The sequence below is a fragment of the Burkholderia sp. FERM BP-3421 genome, from assembly GCF_028657905.1.
GTDB lineage: Bacteria > Pseudomonadota > Gammaproteobacteria > Burkholderiales > Burkholderiaceae > Burkholderia.
Map to the genome: position 1 here is coordinate 2,801,836 of NZ_CP117781.1, position 19,077 is coordinate 2,820,912.

16 protein-coding genes are annotated in these 19,077 nt (G+C 70.0%); 8 read left to right on the forward strand and 8 right to left on the reverse strand.

The features are described 5' to 3' along the window. The first annotated feature begins 101 nt into the window (after positions 1-101). The 4 genes from Bsp3421_RS15210 (at position 102) to Bsp3421_RS15225 (ending at position 6,254) form a co-directional block, all read left to right on the forward strand. The gene (locus Bsp3421_RS15210; protein ID WP_337995264.1) at positions 102-1,724 is read left to right on the forward strand and encodes an MFS transporter; all 1,623 of its coding nucleotides are present in this window, start codon (positions 102-104) and stop codon (positions 1,722-1,724) included. A gap of 10 nt (positions 1,725-1,734) precedes the next feature. Then, on the forward strand, positions 1,735-2,793 hold the full coding sequence (locus Bsp3421_RS15215; RefSeq protein WP_273996758.1) for an HlyD family secretion protein: 1,059 nt from the start codon (positions 1,735-1,737) through the stop codon (positions 2,791-2,793). Beyond that, on the forward strand, positions 2,790-4,271 hold the full coding sequence (locus tag Bsp3421_RS15220) for an efflux transporter outer membrane subunit (protein ID WP_273996759.1): 1,482 nt from the start codon (positions 2,790-2,792) through the stop codon (positions 4,269-4,271). Before Bsp3421_RS15215 ends, Bsp3421_RS15220 begins: the two co-directional genes overlap by 4 nt. A gap of 384 nt (positions 4,272-4,655) precedes the next feature. Continuing rightward, positions 4,656-6,254 carry a phospholipase D family protein gene (locus Bsp3421_RS15225; RefSeq protein WP_273998414.1) on the forward strand — a complete coding sequence of 533 codons (1,599 nt, stop codon included), beginning with the start codon at positions 4,656-4,658 and terminating at the stop codon, positions 6,252-6,254. Positions 6,255-6,269: 15 nt separating this feature from the next. On the opposite strand, the gene Bsp3421_RS15230 is transcribed toward Bsp3421_RS15225, so the two are convergent. From Bsp3421_RS15230 to andAc, 5 genes are all read right to left on the reverse strand, one after another. Further along, the gene (locus tag Bsp3421_RS15230) at positions 6,270-6,686 is read right to left on the reverse strand and encodes an HIT family protein (RefSeq protein ID WP_273996760.1); all 417 of its coding nucleotides are present in this window, start codon (positions 6,684-6,686) and stop codon (positions 6,270-6,272) included. A 96-nt stretch (positions 6,687-6,782) separates the two neighbouring features. Beyond that, on the reverse strand, positions 6,783-8,003 hold the full coding sequence (gene andAa, locus Bsp3421_RS15235) for an anthranilate 1,2-dioxygenase system ferredoxin--NAD(+) reductase (RefSeq protein ID WP_273996761.1): 1,221 nt from the start codon (positions 8,001-8,003) through the stop codon (positions 6,783-6,785). Then, positions 7,993-8,319: an anthranilate 1,2-dioxygenase ferredoxin subunit AndAb gene (gene andAb / locus Bsp3421_RS15240; RefSeq protein WP_273996762.1), complete on the reverse strand. Its 327-nt coding sequence runs from the start codon at positions 8,317-8,319 to the stop codon at positions 7,993-7,995. The genes andAa and andAb overlap by 11 nt, the downstream gene beginning before the upstream one ends. 31 nt (positions 8,320-8,350) lie before the next feature. Continuing rightward, on the reverse strand, positions 8,351-8,827 hold the full coding sequence (gene andAd, locus Bsp3421_RS15245; RefSeq protein ID WP_273996763.1) for an anthranilate 1,2-dioxygenase small subunit AndAd: 477 nt from the start codon (positions 8,825-8,827) through the stop codon (positions 8,351-8,353). A 13-nt stretch (positions 8,828-8,840) separates the two neighbouring features. Further along, positions 8,841-10,112 carry an anthranilate 1,2-dioxygenase large subunit AndAc gene (gene andAc, locus Bsp3421_RS15250; protein ID WP_273996764.1) on the reverse strand — a complete coding sequence of 424 codons (1,272 nt, stop codon included), beginning with the start codon at positions 10,110-10,112 and terminating at the stop codon, positions 8,841-8,843. A gap of 192 nt (positions 10,113-10,304) precedes the next feature. On the opposite strand from andAc, the gene andR reads away from it, so the two are divergent. After that, positions 10,305-11,264: an anthranilate 1,2-dioxygenase regulatory protein AndR gene (gene andR, locus Bsp3421_RS15255; RefSeq protein WP_273996765.1), complete on the forward strand. Its 960-nt coding sequence runs from the start codon at positions 10,305-10,307 to the stop codon at positions 11,262-11,264. Between the two features lie 71 nt (positions 11,265-11,335). Here andR and Bsp3421_RS15260 read toward each other — a convergent pair whose 3' ends face one another. Beyond that, the gene (locus Bsp3421_RS15260) at positions 11,336-12,220 is read right to left on the reverse strand and encodes a LysR family transcriptional regulator (protein ID WP_273996766.1); all 885 of its coding nucleotides are present in this window, start codon (positions 12,218-12,220) and stop codon (positions 11,336-11,338) included. A gap of 89 nt (positions 12,221-12,309) precedes the next feature. Here Bsp3421_RS15260 and Bsp3421_RS15265 point away from each other — a divergent pair, with 89 nt between their 5' ends. The 3 genes from Bsp3421_RS15265 to catC are packed head-to-tail and all read left to right on the forward strand — an operon-like array spanning position 12,310 to position 14,703. Continuing rightward, complete coding sequence (locus tag Bsp3421_RS15265) at positions 12,310-13,434, forward strand: muconate/chloromuconate family cycloisomerase (protein WP_273996767.1); 1,125 nt, start codon at positions 12,310-12,312, stop codon at positions 13,432-13,434. A gap of 42 nt (positions 13,435-13,476) precedes the next feature. Next, positions 13,477-14,385 (forward strand): catechol 1,2-dioxygenase, encoded by a 909-nt coding sequence (catA, locus tag Bsp3421_RS15270; protein WP_273996768.1) that lies wholly within the window; start codon positions 13,477-13,479, stop codon positions 14,383-14,385. Positions 14,386-14,412: 27 nt separating this feature from the next. After that, positions 14,413-14,703: a muconolactone Delta-isomerase gene (catC, locus tag Bsp3421_RS15275; RefSeq protein WP_273996769.1), complete on the forward strand. Its 291-nt coding sequence runs from the start codon at positions 14,413-14,415 to the stop codon at positions 14,701-14,703. A gap of 78 nt (positions 14,704-14,781) precedes the next feature. Here the strand turns inward: catC and Bsp3421_RS15280 are convergent, their stop codons facing one another. Together Bsp3421_RS15280 and Bsp3421_RS15285 are read right to left on the reverse strand one after the other, a co-directional pair. Next, on the reverse strand, positions 14,782-17,454 hold the full coding sequence (locus Bsp3421_RS15280) for an autotransporter family protein (protein WP_273996770.1): 2,673 nt from the start codon (positions 17,452-17,454) through the stop codon (positions 14,782-14,784). 413 nt (positions 17,455-17,867) lie between these two features. After that, the gene (locus tag Bsp3421_RS15285; RefSeq protein WP_273996771.1) at positions 17,868-19,076 is read right to left on the reverse strand and encodes a hypothetical protein; all 1,209 of its coding nucleotides are present in this window, start codon (positions 19,074-19,076) and stop codon (positions 17,868-17,870) included. Position 19,077: the final 1 nt, after the last annotated feature.

The following is a 19,077-nucleotide window of genomic DNA, read 5'->3' on the forward strand; positions in this document are numbered from 1 at the left end:
CCGCCTAGACTGGCTCCACCCTCATTCCCCGGAGCCCGACCCATGTCCATCGCCGTCGCGGCGCATCCCGCCGCCCCACCCGTCGCCGGAGGATCCGCGCCGTGAGCGGCACGACCCTCCACCTGCCCTCCCGCCGCGCCCGCCACCCAGCCCCGTCCCGCCAGGAAGCCCGCCCGCCCCTGCCCCAGCCGTTCGACGCCCGCATCGCGCTCGGCCTGTGCGGCGTGCTGCTCGCGGTGATGTGCGCGCAGATCAACGACCGGGTCACCGCCGCCGCGCTGCCCGACATCCGCGGCGTCTTCCATGTCGGCCACGACGACGGCAGCTGGCTCACCGCGCTCTACGAGGCCACCCAGGTCGCCGCGATGATGTTCGCGCCGTGGTGTTCGGGCACCTTCTCGCTGCGCCGCTTCACGATCGCGATGACGGCCGCGTTCGCGCTGCTCGGCGTGTTGTTCCCGTTCGCGCCGTCCCTGCCCGCGCTGTACGTGCTGCGCGCGCTGCAAGGCTTCGCGGGCGGCTGCCTGCCGCCCATGCTGATGACGGTCGCGCTGCGCTTCCTGCCGCCCGGCATCAAGCTCTACGGCCTCGGCGCCTACGCGCTCACCGCCACCTTCGCGCCCAACCTCGGCACGCCGCTCGCGGCGTTCTGGACCGATCAGGTCGGCTGGCGCTTCGTGTTCTGGCAGATCGTCCCGCAGGCGCTGCTCGCGATCGGCCTCGTCGCCTACGGCCTGCCGCAGGATCCGCCGCGCCTCGAACGCCTGCGTCAGTTCAACTGGCGCGGCGTGCTGCTCGGCTTTCCCGCGATCACGCTGCTCGTGATCGGCCTGTCGCAGGGCACGCGGCTCGGCTGGACCGATTCGCCCGTCATCTGCCTGCTGCTCGCCGGCGGCAGCGCGGCGCTCGTGCTGTTCTTCGTCAACGAGTGGTTCCATCCGCTGCCGTTCTTCCGGCTGCAGCTGCTCGCGCGCCGCAACCTCTGCTTCTCGCTCGTCGCGCTCGCCGGCGTGCTGGTGATCCTGGTCGGCGCGCTCGGCGTGCCGTTCGGCTATCTCGCCGAGGTGCACGGCTATCGGCCCGCGCAGAGCGCGCCGCTCGCGCTCGCGGTCGCGCTGCCGCAACTGATCGCGCTGCCCCTGGTCACCGCGCTCTGCAACCTGAGGCGCGTCGACTGCCGCTGGGTGCTCGCGCTCGGCTTCGTGCTGATCGGCCTGTCGTGCTACGCCGGCACCCGCCTCACCGCCGACTGGCAGCGCGACAACTTCTACCTGCTGCAGGCGCTGCAGGTGCTGGGCCAGCCGATGACGGTCGTGCCGCTGCTGATGCTCGCGACCCACGGCATGTCGGCCGCCGAAGGCCCGTTCGCCTCGTCGTGGTTCAACACCGTGAAGGGCTTCTCGGTGGTCGTCGGCGGGGCCGTCACCGAAGGCTTCATCACGATGCGCGAACACCTGCACTCCGCGCACCTGATCGATCGGCTCGCCGCGAGCCCGCAGGCGTTCGCGCTCGCGCGGCACGATCTGTCCACGCGTCTCGGCCTCGATCACGATGCGTTCCTCGCCGTGCTCGATCGCCGCGTGCGCGAACAGGCGCTGGTGCTCGCCTCCGCCGACATGTACTGGCTGATGATCGCGCTCGCCGCCGCGATGCTCGTGCTGATCCCGTTCGTTCCCACCCGGGTCTATCCGCCCGGCGCGGGAGCGCCTCCCGCCGCATCCTGAAGGTTTCCTCATGTCCCAACTCATTTCCCGGCGCCGCCTGATGGCCTTCGCCGCCGTCCTGGCCCTCGCCGCCGCGTGCGCCGCGCTCACCGGCATGGTCGGCAACACCACGCGCGAAGCCACCGACGACGCGTTCGTCGCCGCCGACTTCACGCTCGTCAGCCCGCGCATCGCCGGACAAATCGCGGCGCTGACGGTCGACGACAACCAGGCCGTCAAGCGCGGCCAGCTGCTCGCGCAGATCGACGATCGCGACTACGCGGCCGCGCTCGAAGCCGCACAGGCCGACGTCGCGGTCGCGCAGGCCGCGCTCGATCACGCGTCGACCCGCCTCGTCCAGCAGCGCGCCTCGATCGCGCAGGCCGATGCGGGTCTCGCCGAGAGCCGCGCGAACCACGCGTTCGCGCGCGCCGATCTCGAACGCTACGCCGATCTCGCGCGACACGGCGCGGGCAGCACCCAGAGCGCGGAGCAGGCGCGCGCCCGCGCCGACATGTCGGCGGCCGCCGTCGCGCGCGACAGCGCGGCCTCGACGGCCGCGCGGCAGCAGGTCGACGTGCTGAACGCGCAGCGCGCGCAGGCCGAGGGCACCCTGCAACGCGCGCGCGCGGCGCTCGATACGGCGCGGCTCAGGCTCTCCTACACGCGCATCGTCGCGCCCGTCGACGGCGTGGTGGGCCAGCGCGCGGCGCGCGTCGGCGCGTATGTGACGCCCGGCAGCCCGCTGCTCGCGGTGGTGCCGCTGCGCGACGCCTATGTGATCGCCAATTTCCAGGAGAACCAGCTGACGCGCGTGCGCGCCGGACAGCGCGCGCTGGTGCGCGTCGACACCTATCCGGATCGGCGGTTCAGCGGCAGCGTCGACAGCATCGCGCCCGCCACCGGCGCGACCTTCGCCGCGATCGCGCCCGACAACGCGACCGGCAATTTCACGAAAGTGGTGCAGCGCATTCCGGTGAAGATCGTGCTCGATCCCGGGCAGGCGGCGCGCGAGCCGCTGCGCGCCGGCATGTCGGTGGTCGCGGAGATCGACACGGCCTCGACGCCCGCGGGGAGAACGTCGCGATGAAGCCGCTCATCCGCGCGCTCGCGCTCGCTTCGTGCGCGACTTCGCTCGCCGGCTGCATGATGGTCGGTCCGGATTTTCAACGCCCCGATGCCGTCGCGCCCGCGCACTGGAATCTCGCGGCACAGGCACACGATTCGCCGCGCAGCCTCGTCACGTCCGATCCGGTCGAGACGCGCTGGTGGCGTGCATTCCATGACGCGCGGCTGGTGACGCTGATCGAGCGCGCGGCCGCATCGAACCTCGACGTGCAGGCGGCCACCGAGCGCCTGGCGCAGGCGCGCGCGATCCGCGGCGTCACGGACGCCGCCGCGCTGCCGTCACTGAACGGCAGCGCGTCGTACCAGCATGCGCGTTCGAGCCGGCGCGGCCTGCTCGACGTATCCGGGTTGAACGGAGAAACCGACTACAACCTGTGGCAGCCGGGCTTCGACGCCTCCTGGGAACTCGATCTGTGGGGCCGGGTGCGCCGCCTCAAGGAGGCCGCGCGCGCGAATGCGCAGGCGAGCGAGGAGATGCGGCGCGACGTGCTGGTCTCGGTGTTCGCGGAACTCGCGCGCAACTACGTGCAATTGCGCGGCGTGCAGGCCGGTCAGGCGATCCTCCGCGACAATCTCGACATCGCCCGGCATAGCGAGGCGCTCACGCAGATCCGCTTCAAGGACGGCGTCGCGACCCGGCTCGAGGTCGCCGAGGCCACCGCGCAGGTCCGCACGATCGAGGCGCAGCTGCCGCTGTTCGAGGCGCAACGCGCGCGGCGCGTCAATGCGCTCGGCTACCTGCTCGGCGAACCGCCGGGCGCGCTCGACGCGCTGCTCGCCGCGGCCGAGCCGATCCCGGTCACGCCGCCCGTGGTGCCGGCGGGGCTGCCGTCCGAACTCGCCGAGCGCCGCCCCGACATCCGCGAGGCCGAGGCGCGCCTGCACGCGGCGACGGCCGACATCGGCGTCGCCCGGGGCAGCTTCTATCCGCGCATCACGCTGTCGGCGAACGTCGCGCTGCAGGCGATGCATTCGGGCGATCTCGGCGAATGGAGCGCGCGCATGTTCGGCATCGGACCGGCGCTCAGCGTGCCGATCTTCGACGGGGGCCGCCTCAAGGGCCAGCTGGCGCTGCGCACCGCGCAGCAGCGCGAGGCGATGCTCGCGTTCCGGCGCACGGTGCTCGCCGCCTGGCACGAGATCGACGATGCGATGACGGAGTACGCGGCGCGCCAGCATCACGGCGCGCGCCTCGCCGAAGCCATCGCGCAGGATCGCGTGGCGCTCGAACAGGCGCACCGTCAGTACGTGGCCGGCGCGACCGATTTCCTCAACGTGCTCACGGTCCAGCAGGCCCTGCTCAAGGATCAGCAGGCGCGGGTCACGGCCGCGACCGACGAGGCGCTCGCGTTGATCGGCTTGTTCAAGGCGCTCGGCGGCGGTTGGGAGACCGCGTTTCCGGTCGCCGAGGCAGGCGGTGCGCGCGCGGACGCGCGCTGATGCCGGCGCGCGTGTCGTGCGGGAGCCCAGTGCGATCCTTCAGCGAGGGCGTCGACGCGAACCGCGCCGCGCCGCCCGGCACAGCGGCAGGCGGGCCGGGCGGGCGACATGCGCCTCCCGCGCCGCTCGGTCGCGCGCGGTGCGGCGCGGCCGAATCGATGCCGTGCGACGCGAACCCGCCGCATACGCGCGTCATGCACGCACGCGCGGCGGGCCGTGACGGCCCGACGGCCGCCCCGCGCCCGCTGCGCCACGCGGTTGACCCGCGTCGCATGGGCCCCCTAGAATGCCTGCAAAGCCGCCTCCCGGCGCTTGCCGCATCATCCAGGAGTCCGCAGCGTGCTGGACCATTCCGCCCGCCCCGGCGCCCGTGCGCGCCGCCCGATTCTTTCCGCGCCTGTCGTCCGCCTGTGCGCCGCGCTCGGCGCGACCCTCGCGCTGCTGGGCGGCTGCGCGACCCAGCCGCCCGCCACGTCGCTGCCCCGCAGCGTCTCCCACGCCCTGCCCGCCGACGCCGCGACGCCGCTGTCCGGCGCGCTCGCCGCGCCGATGCGCGCGCACCCGGGCGAATCGGGCTTCCGCGTGCTCGACACCGGCACCGAGGCGCTGCAGATGCGCATCGCGCTCGCGCGCGCGGCGACCCGCACGCTCGACATGCAGTACTACATCGCGGCCGAGGACACGACGGGCAAGCTGCTGCTCGGGGCCGCGCTGTATGCGGCCGACCACGGCGTGCGCGTGCGGATGCTGGTCGACGACCTGAACTTCAAGGACATCGATCAGGTGATGGCGTCGCTGAACACGCATCCGAACCTGGAGATCCGCGTGTTCAATCCGTTCGGCGCGGCGCAGCGCGGCATGTTCGCGCGCACCGCGAACCTGTTCACGAAGATCGACCGCTTCACGCGCCGCATGCACAACAAGGCGATGATCGCGGACAACCAGCTCGCGATCGTCGGCGGCCGCAATCTCGGCGACGAATATTTCAGCGCGAGCCCGACGCTGCGCTTTCGCGACCTCGACGTGCTCGCGGCCGGCCCGGTCGCGCGCGACGTATCGGCGAGCTTCGATGCCTATTGGGCGAGCAGCAGCGCGTATCCGCTGAGCGCGCTGAACCACCAGCGCTTCGACCCGCATGATCTCGACGCGACGCGCGACGCGCTGCGCGCGCATTGGCGCGCGAACGCGGCTCCCTACGACGCGAAGCCGCTGAATGCGACGCCGCTCGCCGCGCAGATCGAGCGAAACGAACTGGGGCTCGTGTGGGCGCCGGCCGAATTCAAGGTCGACTCGCCGGACAAGATCGCACGGCCCGACGCGGCCTATCGCAGCCCGCCGATGCAGCGGCTCGTCGACCTGACCCAGGCGGCGCGCAGCGAATTCCAGGTGTTCTCGCCGTACTTCGTGCCGCACGACGCGGGCGTGGCCGCGCTCGGCGCGCTGACCGCGCGCGGCGTGCGGGTGGCGATCCTCACGAATTCGCTCGCGGCGACCGACGCCGTCGCCGTGCAGGCCGGCTATGCGCCGTATCGCGCGCCGCTGCTGCGGCGCGGCGTCGAGCTGTATGAATACAAGCCGGAGCAGGGCCCGCGTCCGCTGAACATGTTCGGCTCGCGCTCGCGCGCGAGCCTGCACGCCAAGGCCTATGTGATCGACCGCGAGATCCTCGTGATCGGCTCGATGAACCTCGATCCGCGCTCGGCGTACCTGAACACCGAGATGGCGCTGGTGATCCACAGCCCGGCGCTCGCGCGCCAGGTGGCGACGCTGTTCGACCAGGTCAGCGCGCCCGCGATCAGCTACCGCGTGACGCTGGCTACGCCCGAGGCGCGCGCGCAGCCGGGCGCGACCGCTTCGCCGCTGGTGTGGACCGACGTCGAGGACGGCCAGGTCCACACGTACCACGTCGATCCGCAGGCCGGCCTGTATCGCAACCTGCTGACCGGCCTCGCCGTGCTGCTGCCGATCGACGACCAGCTCTGAGCGGGCCGCGCGCGCCTACAGCGCGGCGCGGATCTTCACCGCGAGCGCTTCGAGCTGCGCCGCGTCGGCCATCTCGCGCGCATGCATGCGCAGGTCCTCGCCGCGCCAGCGCGGAATCAGGTGGAAATGCACGTGCGGCACCGTCTGGCCCGCCGCCGCGCCATTGAACTGGCCGATGAACAGGCCGTCCGGTTCGAGCGTCTTGCGCAGCGCGATCGCGAGCTGCTTCGCCATCTTCATGCAATCGGCCGCCGCGGCTTCCGACAGCTCGTAGAACGTCTCGGCCGCCTCTTTCGGCACCACCAGCGCATGGCCCTCGGACTGCGGCATGATGTCCATGAAGGCGAGCGTGGTGTCGGTCTCGCACAGCTTGATGCACGGAATCTCGCCGCGCAGGATCTTCGCGAAGATATTGGATTGGTCGTAGGCCATCTGGGTCTCCCGGTGTGAAATGCAATCGACAGCGATCAGGGATGTCGATTCTTACCGGTCGCGGCCAATCCCGCAAGCCACGCCGCGCAATCCGCGTCAGCGCGGCGCGCGCAGCGGGATCGACGGGTCCGCGAGCCGGCGCGCGTCGAGCGGCTCGCCCGCCGCGAGGAGCCGCCGGCTCGCGGCGATCTCGCGCCCCGCGTTGACGGCCGCGGCGGCCGCCGGCACGCCGTCGGGACGCAGCCCGAACACGCAGAACGGGCCTTGCCGCGGATCGCCGCGCAACACGAGCGTGTGCTCCGCCTCGAACACGCCGAGCGTCTGCAGGTTGCAGTCGTACTGATCGGACCACAGCCACGGCCACTCCGCGTAGATCTCGTCGCCGCCCAGCAGGTTCGCCGCGGCCACCGCGGGCTGGTTCTCGGCGACCTGCCACGACTCCACCCGCACATGACGCCCCAGCAACGGGTTGAAATGCGACGTGACCTCGCCCGCCGCGCCGATCGCCGGATCGGCGGTGCGCCCGCCCGCGTCGACGCGAATGCCGTCGGCCGTCTCCAGCCCCGCCTCGGCCGCCAGCTCGACATTCGGCGCCACGCCGATGCCCACCACCACGACCTCCGCGTCGACCGCGCCCCGGTTCGTCTCGATGCGCGCGCCGCCATGCGGCCCGCGCGCGATCCGTTCGGGCCGCGTCGCGCATTGCAGGTCCACGCCGTGCCGCGCGTGCAGCGCGTGCACGAACGCGGCGACCGACTCCGGCACGCCCCGCCGCAGCAGGCGCTCGCCGGGCTCGATCACGGTGACCGCGCAGCCGCGCCGCGTCGCAGCCGCGGCCACTTCGAGGCCGATGAAGCCGCCGCCCAGCACCGCGACGCGCCGTCCCGGCTGCAACGCCGCGCGCAGCGCGTGCGCGTCGGCCAGCGTGCGCACGTAGTGCAGCCGCACGCCCGCCTCGACCGGCCCGTCGAAACGCCTCACCCGCGAGCCGGTCGCGAGCAGCAAACGCGCATACGGCAACGCCACGCCGTCGGCGAGCCGCACCCGCTGCGCGCCCCGGTCGAGCGCGACGGCCGGCACGCCGAGCCGCAACTCGATGCGCTGCCGCGCATACCACGCGGCGTCGCGCACGAACGCGCGCGCAGCGCCGTCCTCCGCGAGCAACGCCTCCTTCGACAGGCACGGCCGGTCATACGGCACCTCCGGCTCCGCGCCCACCATCACGATGCGCGCGGCCGCGTCGCGCGCGCGCAGCGTTTCCGCCGCGCGGCGCGCCGCCTGGCCGCCGCCGAGGATCAGGTACGGATCAGCCGACATCGATGTCCGCCCGGCCGTCCGTGATCCGCACCGGATAGACGCGCACCGCCTCCGTCACGGGCGCGCAGCGCGGCGCGCCGCTGCGGATGTCGATCAGCCCCTGGTGCAGCGGGCACTCGACGCAATCGCCCTCGACGAAGCCGTCTGACAGGCGCGCATGCCCATGCGTGCAGAGGTCGTGCAGCGCATGCAGCGCATCGCCGAGCCGGAACACGGCGACCGGCCGGCCTTCGATCACGCGCGCGGCCGGCTCGCCCTCGGTGAATTCGTCGAGCGCGCCCAGCGGCCGCCAGGTCGCGACGGTGGCATCGTTCATCGGTTCTGTCCTCCAGTGCGTCGGGTTGGCTTCAGATCGGCGTCGCGAGCAGGGTCCGCACGCGCGAGGTGTCGTAGATCACGCGCTTCGCGCGATACCGCAGCCCTTCCGGCGTGCGCGCGACGGTGTCGCGGTAGACGCCCGCCTGATACACCTGCGATTCGCCGTCGCTGCGGGTCTGCACGACCACGTAGCTGCTCTCGGTGTCGATCTCGCCGTCGCGCGTCGCGACGATCGCGAGGCCCGACGTCATGTGCCGGTACGAATGCGCGTCGTAGATGTTCGCGTGACGCAGCGACACCACGCGATCGCGCAGCATGCGCCGGTTCGTGCAATGCATGATCCCGACCGGCAGGCCGAGATCGGCGTTTTCCTTCGGGATGATTTCGTACGTGCAGTCCTCGGTGAACAGGTCCGGCCATTGTTCGAGCCGGTCGTTGTCGAGGTGGCCGATGTAGCGCGACTGCAGCATGTGCAGTTCGAACCACGTCCGGATGTCGTCGCTCATGTCGCGCTCCCGTTCAATAGCCCATCAGTTGCTGGTAGCCGACCCAGAAGCGGCGGATCAGGCTCTCGGTGATCGTCGTGTCCTGCTGGTCGGGATTCGCGCGCGACATCTCGATCACCGAGGTCGCGTCCGGGTCGCGCAGCGTGGCGCGCTGCACCAGCTCCGTCGCCTCGGTGTCCTCCATCGAGATATAGCCGGCCGGGCCGACCAGGTTGGCCTGCTGGATGCGCAGCGCGCGCAGCTCGGGCGTATCGTCCTGGTAGCCGAAGAAGTGGAACACCAGCTCGAAATGATCGGGGCCCTTGGGCAGCAGCTGGCGCGCGACCAGCGTGTTGTGGATCTGCTGGATCACCAGCTGCGGAAAGATCGGCTGAATGTGGTTGGTGGTGTCCTCATCGTATTCGGACACGAGCGCGAGCAGCGAATCGTCCTCGAGCGCGAACCCTTCGTCATACGAACGGATATGCTGCTGACGATACGCGGCCGAGGTGTCGTCGGAGGTCTTCGTCACCGTGATCAGGCTGTGCAGGCCGTGCGTCGCATCGGGAATCGCGCGCGCGCGCATGCCGACCCGGAAGATATTGAAGGTCGTATGAAACAGATGCAGCATGCTCGCGTGATAGGGATCCTTTACGTTCTCGAAATAAAGCTTCCAGTTCGATGACGAATACTGGCGCGTGCAGCCGAGATACTCGATCGGCTTGTGGAAAATGCGATCGATCCACGGCCGCATCTGCGCGCCGAGGTAGTCGGGCAGCGCGCCGACCGTCTCGCTGAAGGTCGCGAACACCAGCCCGCGATAGCTGTCGACGCGCAGCTGGCGCAGGCCGTGCCGGCCCGGGTCGAAGTCGGGCGGCATGCCGCTCATGCCCTTCTGGCCGCGCCGGAACGGCACGCCGAGCAGGTTGCCCGCCGGATCGAAGCTCCACTGGTGATAGACGCAGGTATGCGAACTCGCGTTGCCGCGCGCCTTGCGGCAGACCTGCGCGCCGCGATGCGCGCAGCGGTTCACCCACGCGGCGAGCGCGCCGTCCTCGCAGCGGGTGACGACCACGGGCGTATCGCCGACGAAGGTGCTCTTGAAATCGCCGGGTTGGGGAATTTCCGCTTCGAGGGCGACGAAATTCCAGACCGGACCGCGAAAGATCCGCTCCTGCTCGCGCTCGTAGACCGCCTGGGAACTGAACACCTTGTACGGCACGCGCGAACCGTCGTCGTGCGGAAACCGCACCTCGGCGGCATCGTCGCGCGCCAGCCGGCGCAGGGGCTGCTCGGTCTGTTCCATCGCCTCTCTCCTGATCGTGACGGCACACCGCCGATTGGGAGCGATTGTTGAAAAGACCCGCGCCGCCGTCTATCCGGAAAGTGCGATTGCGGCGCCGCACTATCCACTTCCGGCGGCTTTCTGCGCTAGGATGCTCGGATTCCCATGCCGCCCGGCCAGTCGAACCGGCGCCACGATGCGAGGCAGACGACGATGTCCCCGACCCCATTCGAGCCGCGCGCGCTGCGTGCGCACCGGCTCTTCGAGTCCCGCGATCTCGACGAAACCCGCGAGCGGATTTCGCGCGTGATGCAGCCGCATGCGCTGATGCCGGACAGCCGCCATCCGGGCGCCGCCCATATGGATTTCGTCCGGCTTGGCGGGCTCGGCATCGGCGCGATCGCGTTCGGCGACGCGATGCGCGTGCGCGTCGAGGCGGTGGACGGCTATCACCTGCTGATGTTCTGCCTCGCGGGGCATGCGGAAGTCCGCTCGATGGGCCGGACGGTCGACGTCGACCGGCGCACCGGCGTGCTGTGCGCGCCCGGCGAATGTTTCGACGCGCGCCTGTCTGCGGACTGCGAACAGTTCGTGCTGCGCATCGATGCGGCGGCGCTCGCCGCCTCGACCGGCGAGTGCGGCCCCGCGCTCGAACCGGTGGTGGAGGTCGGCGAGGCGTCGCTGGCCGCGTGGCGACAGCAGCTGATGTGCGTCGCGGGCTCGGCGGCCCTGCTCGGCTCCGCGCAGGCCAATCCGCGCGTCGCGGCGCAGGTCGAGCGCCTGCTGCTCGACCTGCTGGTCGACGGACACGCCTCCGCGGCGGCGGCGGCGCTTCGCGCCGATCCCGCGCCGGCCTTCGTGCGGCGCGCGCAGGATTATGTCGACGCGCATTCCGCGCAACCGCTGCAACTCGCCGATGTCGCGCGCGCCGCCGGCGTGCCCGAGCGCACCCTGCGCGACGGCTTCCTGCGGTTCCGCGGCGTGAGCCCGATGCAGTACCTGCGACAGATCCGGCTCGACAAGGCGCGCGAGCGGCTGCGCGGTGCGCCGCCCGGCTTGCGGATCGCCGATATCGCGCTCGATTGCGGCTTCACGCATCTCGGGCGCTTCGCGCTCGCGTACCGGGAACGATTCGGGGAATTGCCGTCGGGAACGGTCGACGGGCGGCTCTAGCGGAACGGGTCCATGCGCGCGGGGCATCCCGGCGCGGGGCAAGCAGGCCGACGCGCGCCGTCACGCCCGGGTTAACGCGCGCACCACGCGCGCGCGACCTCGCAGAACAGCGCCGTCGTCGCGCTCGCATCATGCAGCCGGCGGCTCATGATGATCGGCGAGGTCGCGACCGGCTCGGCCAGCCGCCGATACACGACGCCGCGCACCCGCAGGCCCTCGATGCTCTCCGGCACCAGCGTCACGCCCACCTGCGCGGCCACCAGCCCGAGCGCCGTCTGCAGTTCGCGCACCTCGTGCACCGCGGCGGGCGCGAGCGCGCCGTCGCGCAGCGCGGACAGCTGCTGGTCGGCGAAGCTCGGGCGCGGCGTGCTCGGATAGACGATCAGCGTCTCGCGCGCCAGATCGCGCAGCATCAGCGGGCGCGCGGGATCGGCGAGCGGATGGCCGTCCGGCAGCACCGCGATCAGCCGCTCCTCGACCAGCACTTCGCGCACCAGCTGCTCGTCGTCGAAGCGCACGCGGCCGAAGCCGACGTCGATGCGCCCGCCTTTCAGCGCGCCCAGCTGCTCGATCGTGAACATTTCGATCAGCGCGACCTCGATCGACGGGGCGCGCTCGCGGAACGCGCGGATCACCTCGGGCAGCGCGCCGTACAGCGTGGACGGCACGAAGCCGATCACGATCCGCGCCGACAACTGCGCGAGCCGGCGCGTCAGCGGCGCCAGCTCGTCGGCCTGGTCGACGAGGCGCTTGGCCTGCGCATAGAACACCCGCCCCGCCTCGGTCAGCTTCAGCGGCCGCGCGGCCCGCTCGAACAGCGGCAGGCCGAGCGTCTCCTCGATCATCTGCAATTGTCTGCTCAGCGGCGGCTGCGTCATGTGCAGCCGCTCCGCCGCCCGGGTGATGTTCATCTCCTCGGCCACCGCGATGAAATACCGAAGCTGGCGCAATTCCATGCATACCTCGAAAGTATGGAAGTAGTCGGAAACGGTGTTGGACGCCGCCGCCCGTCCGTCCCTACCCTGTGCGACACAGGAGGAATCGCATGATAGCAACCGCCACCATCGACCGCGTCGAGACGCTGCTCGTCGACGTGCCGACCATCCGCGCGCACAAGCTGTCGGTCGCGACGATGCACCGGCAAACCCTGGTGCTGGTGCGCCTGCGCTGCAGCGACGGCGTCGAGGGCGTCGGCGAAGGCACGACCATCGGCGGCCTCGCCTACGGCGAGGAGAGCCCGGAGAGCATCCGGGTCAACCTCGACACATATTTCGCGCCGCTGCTGCTGGGCCAGGACGCGACCCGCCCGGGCGCGCTGCTCGCGCGGCTGCGGCGCGCGATCCAGGGCAACCGCTTCGCCCGGTGCGCGGTCGAGACCGCCCTGTTCGACGCGCAGGCGCGCCGGCTCGGCGTGCCGCTGTCCGAGTTGTTCGGCGGCCGCGCGACCGAGACGCTCGAGGTCGCGTGGACGCTCGCGAGCGGCGACACGCAGCGCGACATCGCGGAGGCGGAAGCGATGCTCGACGCGCGCCGCCATCGCGCCTTCAAGCTCAAGATCGGCGCGCGCGCCGTGGCCGACGACGTCGCGCACGTGGTCGCGATCAAGCGCGCGCTCGGCGCGCGCGGCGACGTGCGCATCGACGTGAACCAGGCCTGGCGCGAATCCGACGCGCTCTGGGCCGCGCCGCGCCTCGCGGAGGCGGGCGTGAGCCTGATCGAGCAGCCGGTCGCCGCCGCCAACCACGCGGGCCTCGCGCGCCTGACCGCGCAGGCGGCCGTGCCGGTGATGGCCGATGAAGCGCTGCACGGCCCCCACGACGCCTTCCGGCTCGCGCAGGCGCGCGCGGCCGACGTGTTCGCGGTCAAGATCGCGCAATCGGGCGGCCTGCTCGGCGCGGCGCGCGTCGCCGCGATCGCGTCGGCCGCGCATATCGACCTGTATGGCGGCACGATGCTCGAAGGGCCGATCGGCACGATCGCCTCCGCGCAGGTGTTCAGCACCTTCGATTCGCTCGGCTGGGGCACCGAGTTGTTCGGCCCGCTGCTGCTGACCGAGGAGATCCTGGTCGAGCCGCTGCGCTATCACGATTTCGCGCTGCACCTGCCGACCGGGCCCGGGCTCGGCATCGCGCCGGACTGGGCGCGCATCGAACGCCTGCGGCGCCGCTGAGCCCGCCCCCGACACCCCACACGACACCACAGGAGACGCATGATGAACAGGGAAGCCATCGACACGCTGCTGAAGTCGATCGACGACAGCGCCACCCGGCCCGGCAACGCCCGCACCCGGGCGCTCGTCAACCGCATCGTCCGCGATCTGTTCCAGACGATCGAGGACCTCGACGTGCAGCCCGACGAATTCTGGACCGCGCTCAACTATCTCGGCGAAGCGGGCAGGAGCGGCGAGCTAGGGCTGCTCGCCGCCGGTCTCGGCTTCGAGCACTTCCTCGACCTGCGCCTCGACGAAGCCGAGCAGCGCGCGGGCGTCGCGGGCGGCACGCCGCGCACGATCGAAGGGCCGCTGTACGTCGCGGGCGCGCCCGCGTCGGACGGTCACGCGCGGCTCGACAGCGGCGACGAGCCCGGCGAGACGCTCGTGATGCGCGGCCGCGTGCTCGACGAAACCGGCGCGCCGCTCGCGCATGCGCTGGTGGAGGTCTGGCATGCGAACCACCTCGGCAACTACTCGCACTTCGATCCCGCCCAGCCGCCGTTCAACCTGCGCCGCTCGATCCGCGCCGACGCCGAGGGGCGCTACAGCTTCCGCAGCGTGGTCCCGGTCGGCTACAGCGTGCCGCCCGGCGGCCAGACCGAGCGCCTGCTCGACCAGCTCGGCCGCCACGGCCACCGGCCCGCGCATATTCATTTCTTCGTCTCCGCGCCGGATCACCGCAAGCTGACGACCCAGATCAACATCGACGGCGACCCGTACCTGTGGGACGATTTCGCATTCGCGACCCGCGACGGCCTCGTGCCCGCGCTGCAACGCGCCGAGGGCGCGGCCGGCCGGCCCTATGGCGTCGACGGGCCGTTCGTGCTGATCGATTTCGATTTCACGCTGCTGCGGCAGCGCGCGAGCCTGCCGAGCGCCGAGGTCGAGCGCGCGCGGGCCAGCGCCTGACGCGCCATTCACCGGGAGCCATCGACCATGCTGTTTCATGTGGAAATGACCGTCAACCTGCCCGCCGACCTCGACGGCGTGAAAGCCGCGAGCCTGAAGGCCGAGGAGAAGGCCGTCTCGCAGCGCCTCCAGCAGGAGGGCATCTGGCGGCACCTGTGGCGCATCGCCGGACGCTACGCGAACATCAGCGTCTTCGACGTCGAAAGCCCGCAGCACCTGCACGACGTGCTGAGCCAGCTGCCGCTGTTCCCGTACATGGAGATCGAGGTGCGCGCGCTGTGCCGCCACCCGTCGTCGATCCACGACGACGATCGCTGAGCGCCCCCGCGCGCGGCGCGCCGTAAACGCACGACGCCGCTCCGAGGAGCGGCGTCGATTCCGGCCGTCCTGCCCGGATCAGAAGCTCACGCGCACGCCGGCGTTGCCGCCCACCATCCGCTGGTGCGCGCCGCTCAGGTTGAACCAGTAGCCGGCCGACGCATACACGCTGACCCGCTGGTTCAGGCGCGTCGACACCCCGACGCCGACATGACCGAGCGTCGCGTTCTGCTCGGTCGACACCGTCGCGCTGTTCCCGAACGACACCGTGTCGGAGCCGCCGAAGTAGTGCAGCACGTTCAGGCGCGCATACGGTTCCCAGACGACGCCGGCCGCCGTGAAGGTGCCGAACAGCCGCGCGCCGATCCGGCCGATCACCGAGTTCGCGTTGCCGAACGAGACGCTCGACGTACCGTCGTTCAGGTCGTTGATGTTCGTGTGCTGGAAGATCAGCAGCAGCTGCGGCTCGAACATCAGGCTCTGGGAGAACGGCACGGGCGCGCCGGCCTCGACCGACGCCGTCATCGAGGTGCCGTGCGTCGTCGCGCCGATGTTGTTGTTCGACTTCGGATCGATCGTCATGGTGCTGCCCATCAGCACCGTGTCCGTGTACCAGCCGCTCGGCCCGATGTGGGTCCAGTAGCCGCCCGCGCTGTACGAGTTGATCGACAGGTTGCCGACCGGCAGGCCCTGCTGGCCGAGCGCGAAACCGCTGACGTCGCCGGATGCGCGCGTGAAGCCGAGGAAGAAGCCGTAATGATTGCGATGGCCGCTCGCGGTGCGGTCCGCATACAGATCCTGGCCGACCTGGCCGCCGATGATCGATCCGTCGAAACCCTGGTTCACCGTGCCCTCGTTGGCGAGATTCACGTGATTGCCCCACACGCGCCCCCATGCCGCCGGCACCGGGCCCGTCTCGGACGGCAGCGTCTGCGAGCCGAGGCGGTCGTGGAAGGTGCCGAGCTGCTGCACGCCCATCTCGCGCGCGAGCGACGCGACCTCCGCGTAGATCGGCACTTCGATCCGGTAGGTCGGCACGGGCGTCGGCGGCAAGACGTCCGGCTTGACCGGGCCGACCAGTTGCGAGCGCAGATACCAGCTGTTCGGATCGCTGCCGTTCAGGCCGCCGCGATACAGCGAGTAGGTATAGGCGCCGGCGTCGACCGACGTGCCCTGCGTGAAGGTGCCCGCCGCGGTCGTCGCGCCGTTGAGCGCCTGCACGACCTGGATCCCGTTGCCGCTCGTCAGCGCGCCGCCGCCGCCGACGTTGGTCACCTTGAGCGCGGTGGTGCCGCTCGCCGTGCCGCCGTTCAGCACCAGCTTGTCGGTCGGCGAATTGTCGCCGCCCAGCTTGGCGTTGATCGCGATCGTGCCGTTGCTGCCGAGGTAGTTGCCCGTCACCGTCAGCGTGTTGCCGATCTGCGCGCCGCCGAGGCGGATCACGCCCGCGTTCGTCAGGTTGCCGTTGACCGCGAAATTGCCGGCCGGCCCGCTCGCGAGCTGGGCGAGCGCGTTCGCGACCGCGAGCGTGCCGTTGTTGGTCACGTTGCCGGTCACCGCGCCGTAGCCGCCGAGCGTCGCGCCCGCGTTGACCTGCACCGGGCCGCCGCCCGACAGCGCCGCGTTCGCGTGCGCGGCGTCGCCGACGATCAGCGTGCCCGCGCCGACCGTCGTGCCGCCGCTGTACGGCTGCACGCCGTTGAAGGTCAGCGCGCCCGCGCCGTCCTTGAGCAGCGCGCCCGTGCCGGTGATGCTGCCCGCATACGCGGCGTCGGCCGGCTGCGCGACGTGCACGAGCCCGTTGTCGGTGATCGCGTTCGGCAGGCTCGCCGCGTCGGCCTGCAAGGTGCCGGCCGCGTCGACCACCATCTTGCCGGTATAGCCCGAGTTGTCGCCGTTGAGCACGAGCACGCCCTGCTGCACCTCGGCGAGCGTCATGCCGGACAGCGGCCCCGTCAGGGTCCAGGTGCCGCTGTCCTGCTTGTACAGCGTCTGGAAGTTCGTGAAGGTGCCGGACATCGTGCCGGCCCCCGTGCCGTTCAGCGTGACGAGGTTGTTGCCGCCGCCGCCGTCGAGCGTGCCCGAGATGCTCGATCCGGTGTACAGGTGCAGCGCGTCGTCGCCGCCCATGAAGGTCAGGTCGCCGACGATCTTGCCGCGATTCGTGAAATCGATCGGATCGTCGCCGCCGCCGATCACGCTGCCCGGCGCGATCATCACGCCCGTCGCGTTGTTGACGACGGTGTTCGGGCCGGTCTCGATGAGGTTGTCGAACCAGATCGCCGCGGAATTCGTCGCGCGGATCGTGCCGTTGTTGATGATCGTGTTGTTCGAGCCTTCGGTATTGATCGGCTCGGCCCGCCACAGCTGGCCGTCCGTGCCCGAGCCGGACGAGATCACCTGCGCGCCCTGCTCGATCACGAGTGTATTGCCGTGATACATGTCGATGGTGTTCGAACCGGTGCCGTAGAAGCCCGGATTCGACACGGGCGTGTTCTGCACCAGCGAACCCGAGCCGACCGTGATCGTCGTGTTCTGGCCGACCGAGATCGCCGAAGCGTCGCCCACCACCAGCTGGCTGCCGGGATTGAGCGTGATGGTCGAGCCGGTCGGCGTCGACGAACCCGTGCCGATCGTCGACGTCCACGGCGACGGCGCGGCGGTGTCGCAGACCGTGTTGAGGCCCGTCGTCGTGCAGTTCGCATAGACCGATGCGGGCAGGAACGCCAGCACGGCCGACGCGGCAGTCACCGCGCGCGTCATCGCGAAACCGCTGTCATCTGTCCGTTTACCCGAAACGGACGCGATCGAACGCGGTGTGAGGTTGAACCATGAAGGCATCGGGGCGACGCGCGCCGCAGCTGTCTTCGTGTGCCGTTTCAAACGGCCTCCGATAGATCGCAGCATTTTCTTGTCTAAAGTCAGAAGTTGGAAATTAGTGATCAGAGCGCGGCGAGCTTGTGGCCCGAGTGTCAAATACTTAGGTGTTCTGATTTACGTGCGTTCTGATGCTGGTGCCAAACTACTGACCCGATCCGCATGGGTCAAGAAGAGGGTGCGATGCTGATTGGATTATGTAGGCTGGCTCACATTCGTCGGTGGATAAAATGCAATCGCCGCATTGCACCAATGCAGAAGTGACAATTAAAGCGCAAAAACGATTGTCAAATGAAACGTCCATCCGGTGCACGCGGATTCGAGCGAACCGGTTTCACTCGCCATGGATCGGCGGCGATGGCCTCGCGCTCCACGTTCGCGCGCGCGACGCGCGCCCTGCTGTATGCGGAAAAACGCGGCCAATAGGCGATCAGATACGCGATCGGAATGATCGAGGTGACCGACGACAGCGCGAGTGTCGATGTCAGCAGCAACAGGATCATCATGCTGAAGCCGTCGCTGACCGTGAACGCGAGCACGGCGAGCGCCACGAGCGCGGGGAACAGGCCCATCTCGGTCACGTTGTCCGCGAGGCCGGCGAAGCCCGCGACATTGATGTCTTTGCGCACGAGCCGGATGTACGAGAGGTCGCCGTAGCGCCGCACGATCTCATGCTGATCGATGCCCTTGATCAGATCATCGATGCGCGCATCGAACAGAAATGCATAGCCGCTGAAACGATGGCCGAACGTATCCGACTCGAAGAAATTATGCGCGGCGAGATACAGCGAGAACCCGCACATCGCGGCGCTGAACAGCACCAGCACGATGAGCGGATGCACGCGCCGCACATTGTGCCGGTACGGATACAGCAGCGCGACGATGCCGATCGCCGCCGTCGACTTCGAGAAGCTGATGAAGAAGCCGATCGCATAGATCGCAATCATCTTCCAGGTCGGCTTCTCCGTGTACAGGTAGACGATGAACGACCCGACCAGCAGCGACGAGAAGAAGCCCGCCTCGCGCGACAGGCCCGACACGCGCGAGAAGTAGAACACCTCGAAGAAGTTCGTGTAGGTGAGCGTCGCGTACGGCCCCCACACCATCTCCGAGATCGCCGTCGGCCCGAGCTGGTAGGACAGCGGGCGGTCGACGTAGTAGGTGGTGAACTGCAGGGTCGCGAACGCGACATTGAATACGATCCACGGTTGCAGATACGCGATGCGGCGCTCGTGGGTGTACATCAGGTAGGCGATGCAGATCGCGATCGACGCGATCCGCATCGCCATCGACGGCGAGCCGATCGCGCCCGCCGCCACCGCCAACAGCAACGGGCCGCTCCACTTGCGCGCGGTATCCATCACGAAGCGCGAGAAATCCGGATCGAGGAACGGCACGAAGATGTACAGGTAGATCGTGAAGCCGCCCACCTGCGGGTTCAGCACCACGCACGTGAACAGCATGTAGAACAGCATCGAGACGAATCGGGCGTACATG

Coding starts and splice junctions, on each gene's coding strand:
- Bsp3421_RS15215 (WP_273996758.1), top strand. CDS start 1,735: ATGTCCCAACTCATTTCCCGGCGCCGCCTGATGGCCTTCGCCGCCGTC.
- Bsp3421_RS15220 (WP_273996759.1), top strand. CDS start 2,790: ATGAAGCCGCTCATCCGCGCGCTCGCGCTCGCTTCGTGCGCGACTTCG.
- Bsp3421_RS15230 (WP_273996760.1), bottom strand. CDS start 6,686: ATGGCCTACGACCAATCCAATATCTTCGCGAAGATCCTGCGCGGCGAG.
- andAa (WP_273996761.1), bottom strand. CDS start 8,003: ATGTCGGCTGATCCGTACCTGATCCTCGGCGGCGGCCAGGCGGCGCGC.
- andAb (WP_273996762.1), bottom strand. CDS start 8,319: ATGAACGATGCCACCGTCGCGACCTGGCGGCCGCTGGGCGCGCTCGAC.
- andAd (WP_273996763.1), bottom strand. CDS start 8,827: ATGAGCGACGACATCCGGACGTGGTTCGAACTGCACATGCTGCAGTCG.
- andAc (WP_273996764.1), bottom strand. CDS start 10,112: ATGGAACAGACCGAGCAGCCCCTGCGCCGGCTGGCGCGCGACGATGCC.
- andR (WP_273996765.1), top strand. CDS start 10,305: ATGTCCCCGACCCCATTCGAGCCGCGCGCGCTGCGTGCGCACCGGCTC.
- Bsp3421_RS15260 (WP_273996766.1), bottom strand. CDS start 12,220: ATGGAATTGCGCCAGCTTCGGTATTTCATCGCGGTGGCCGAGGAGATG.
- Bsp3421_RS15265 (WP_273996767.1), top strand. CDS start 12,310: ATGATAGCAACCGCCACCATCGACCGCGTCGAGACGCTGCTCGTCGAC.
- catA (WP_273996768.1), top strand. CDS start 13,477: ATGAACAGGGAAGCCATCGACACGCTGCTGAAGTCGATCGACGACAGC.
- catC (WP_273996769.1), top strand. CDS start 14,413: ATGCTGTTTCATGTGGAAATGACCGTCAACCTGCCCGCCGACCTCGAC.
- Bsp3421_RS15285 (WP_273996771.1), bottom strand. CDS start 19,076: ATGTACGCCCGATTCGTCTCGATGCTGTTCTACATGCTGTTCACGTGC.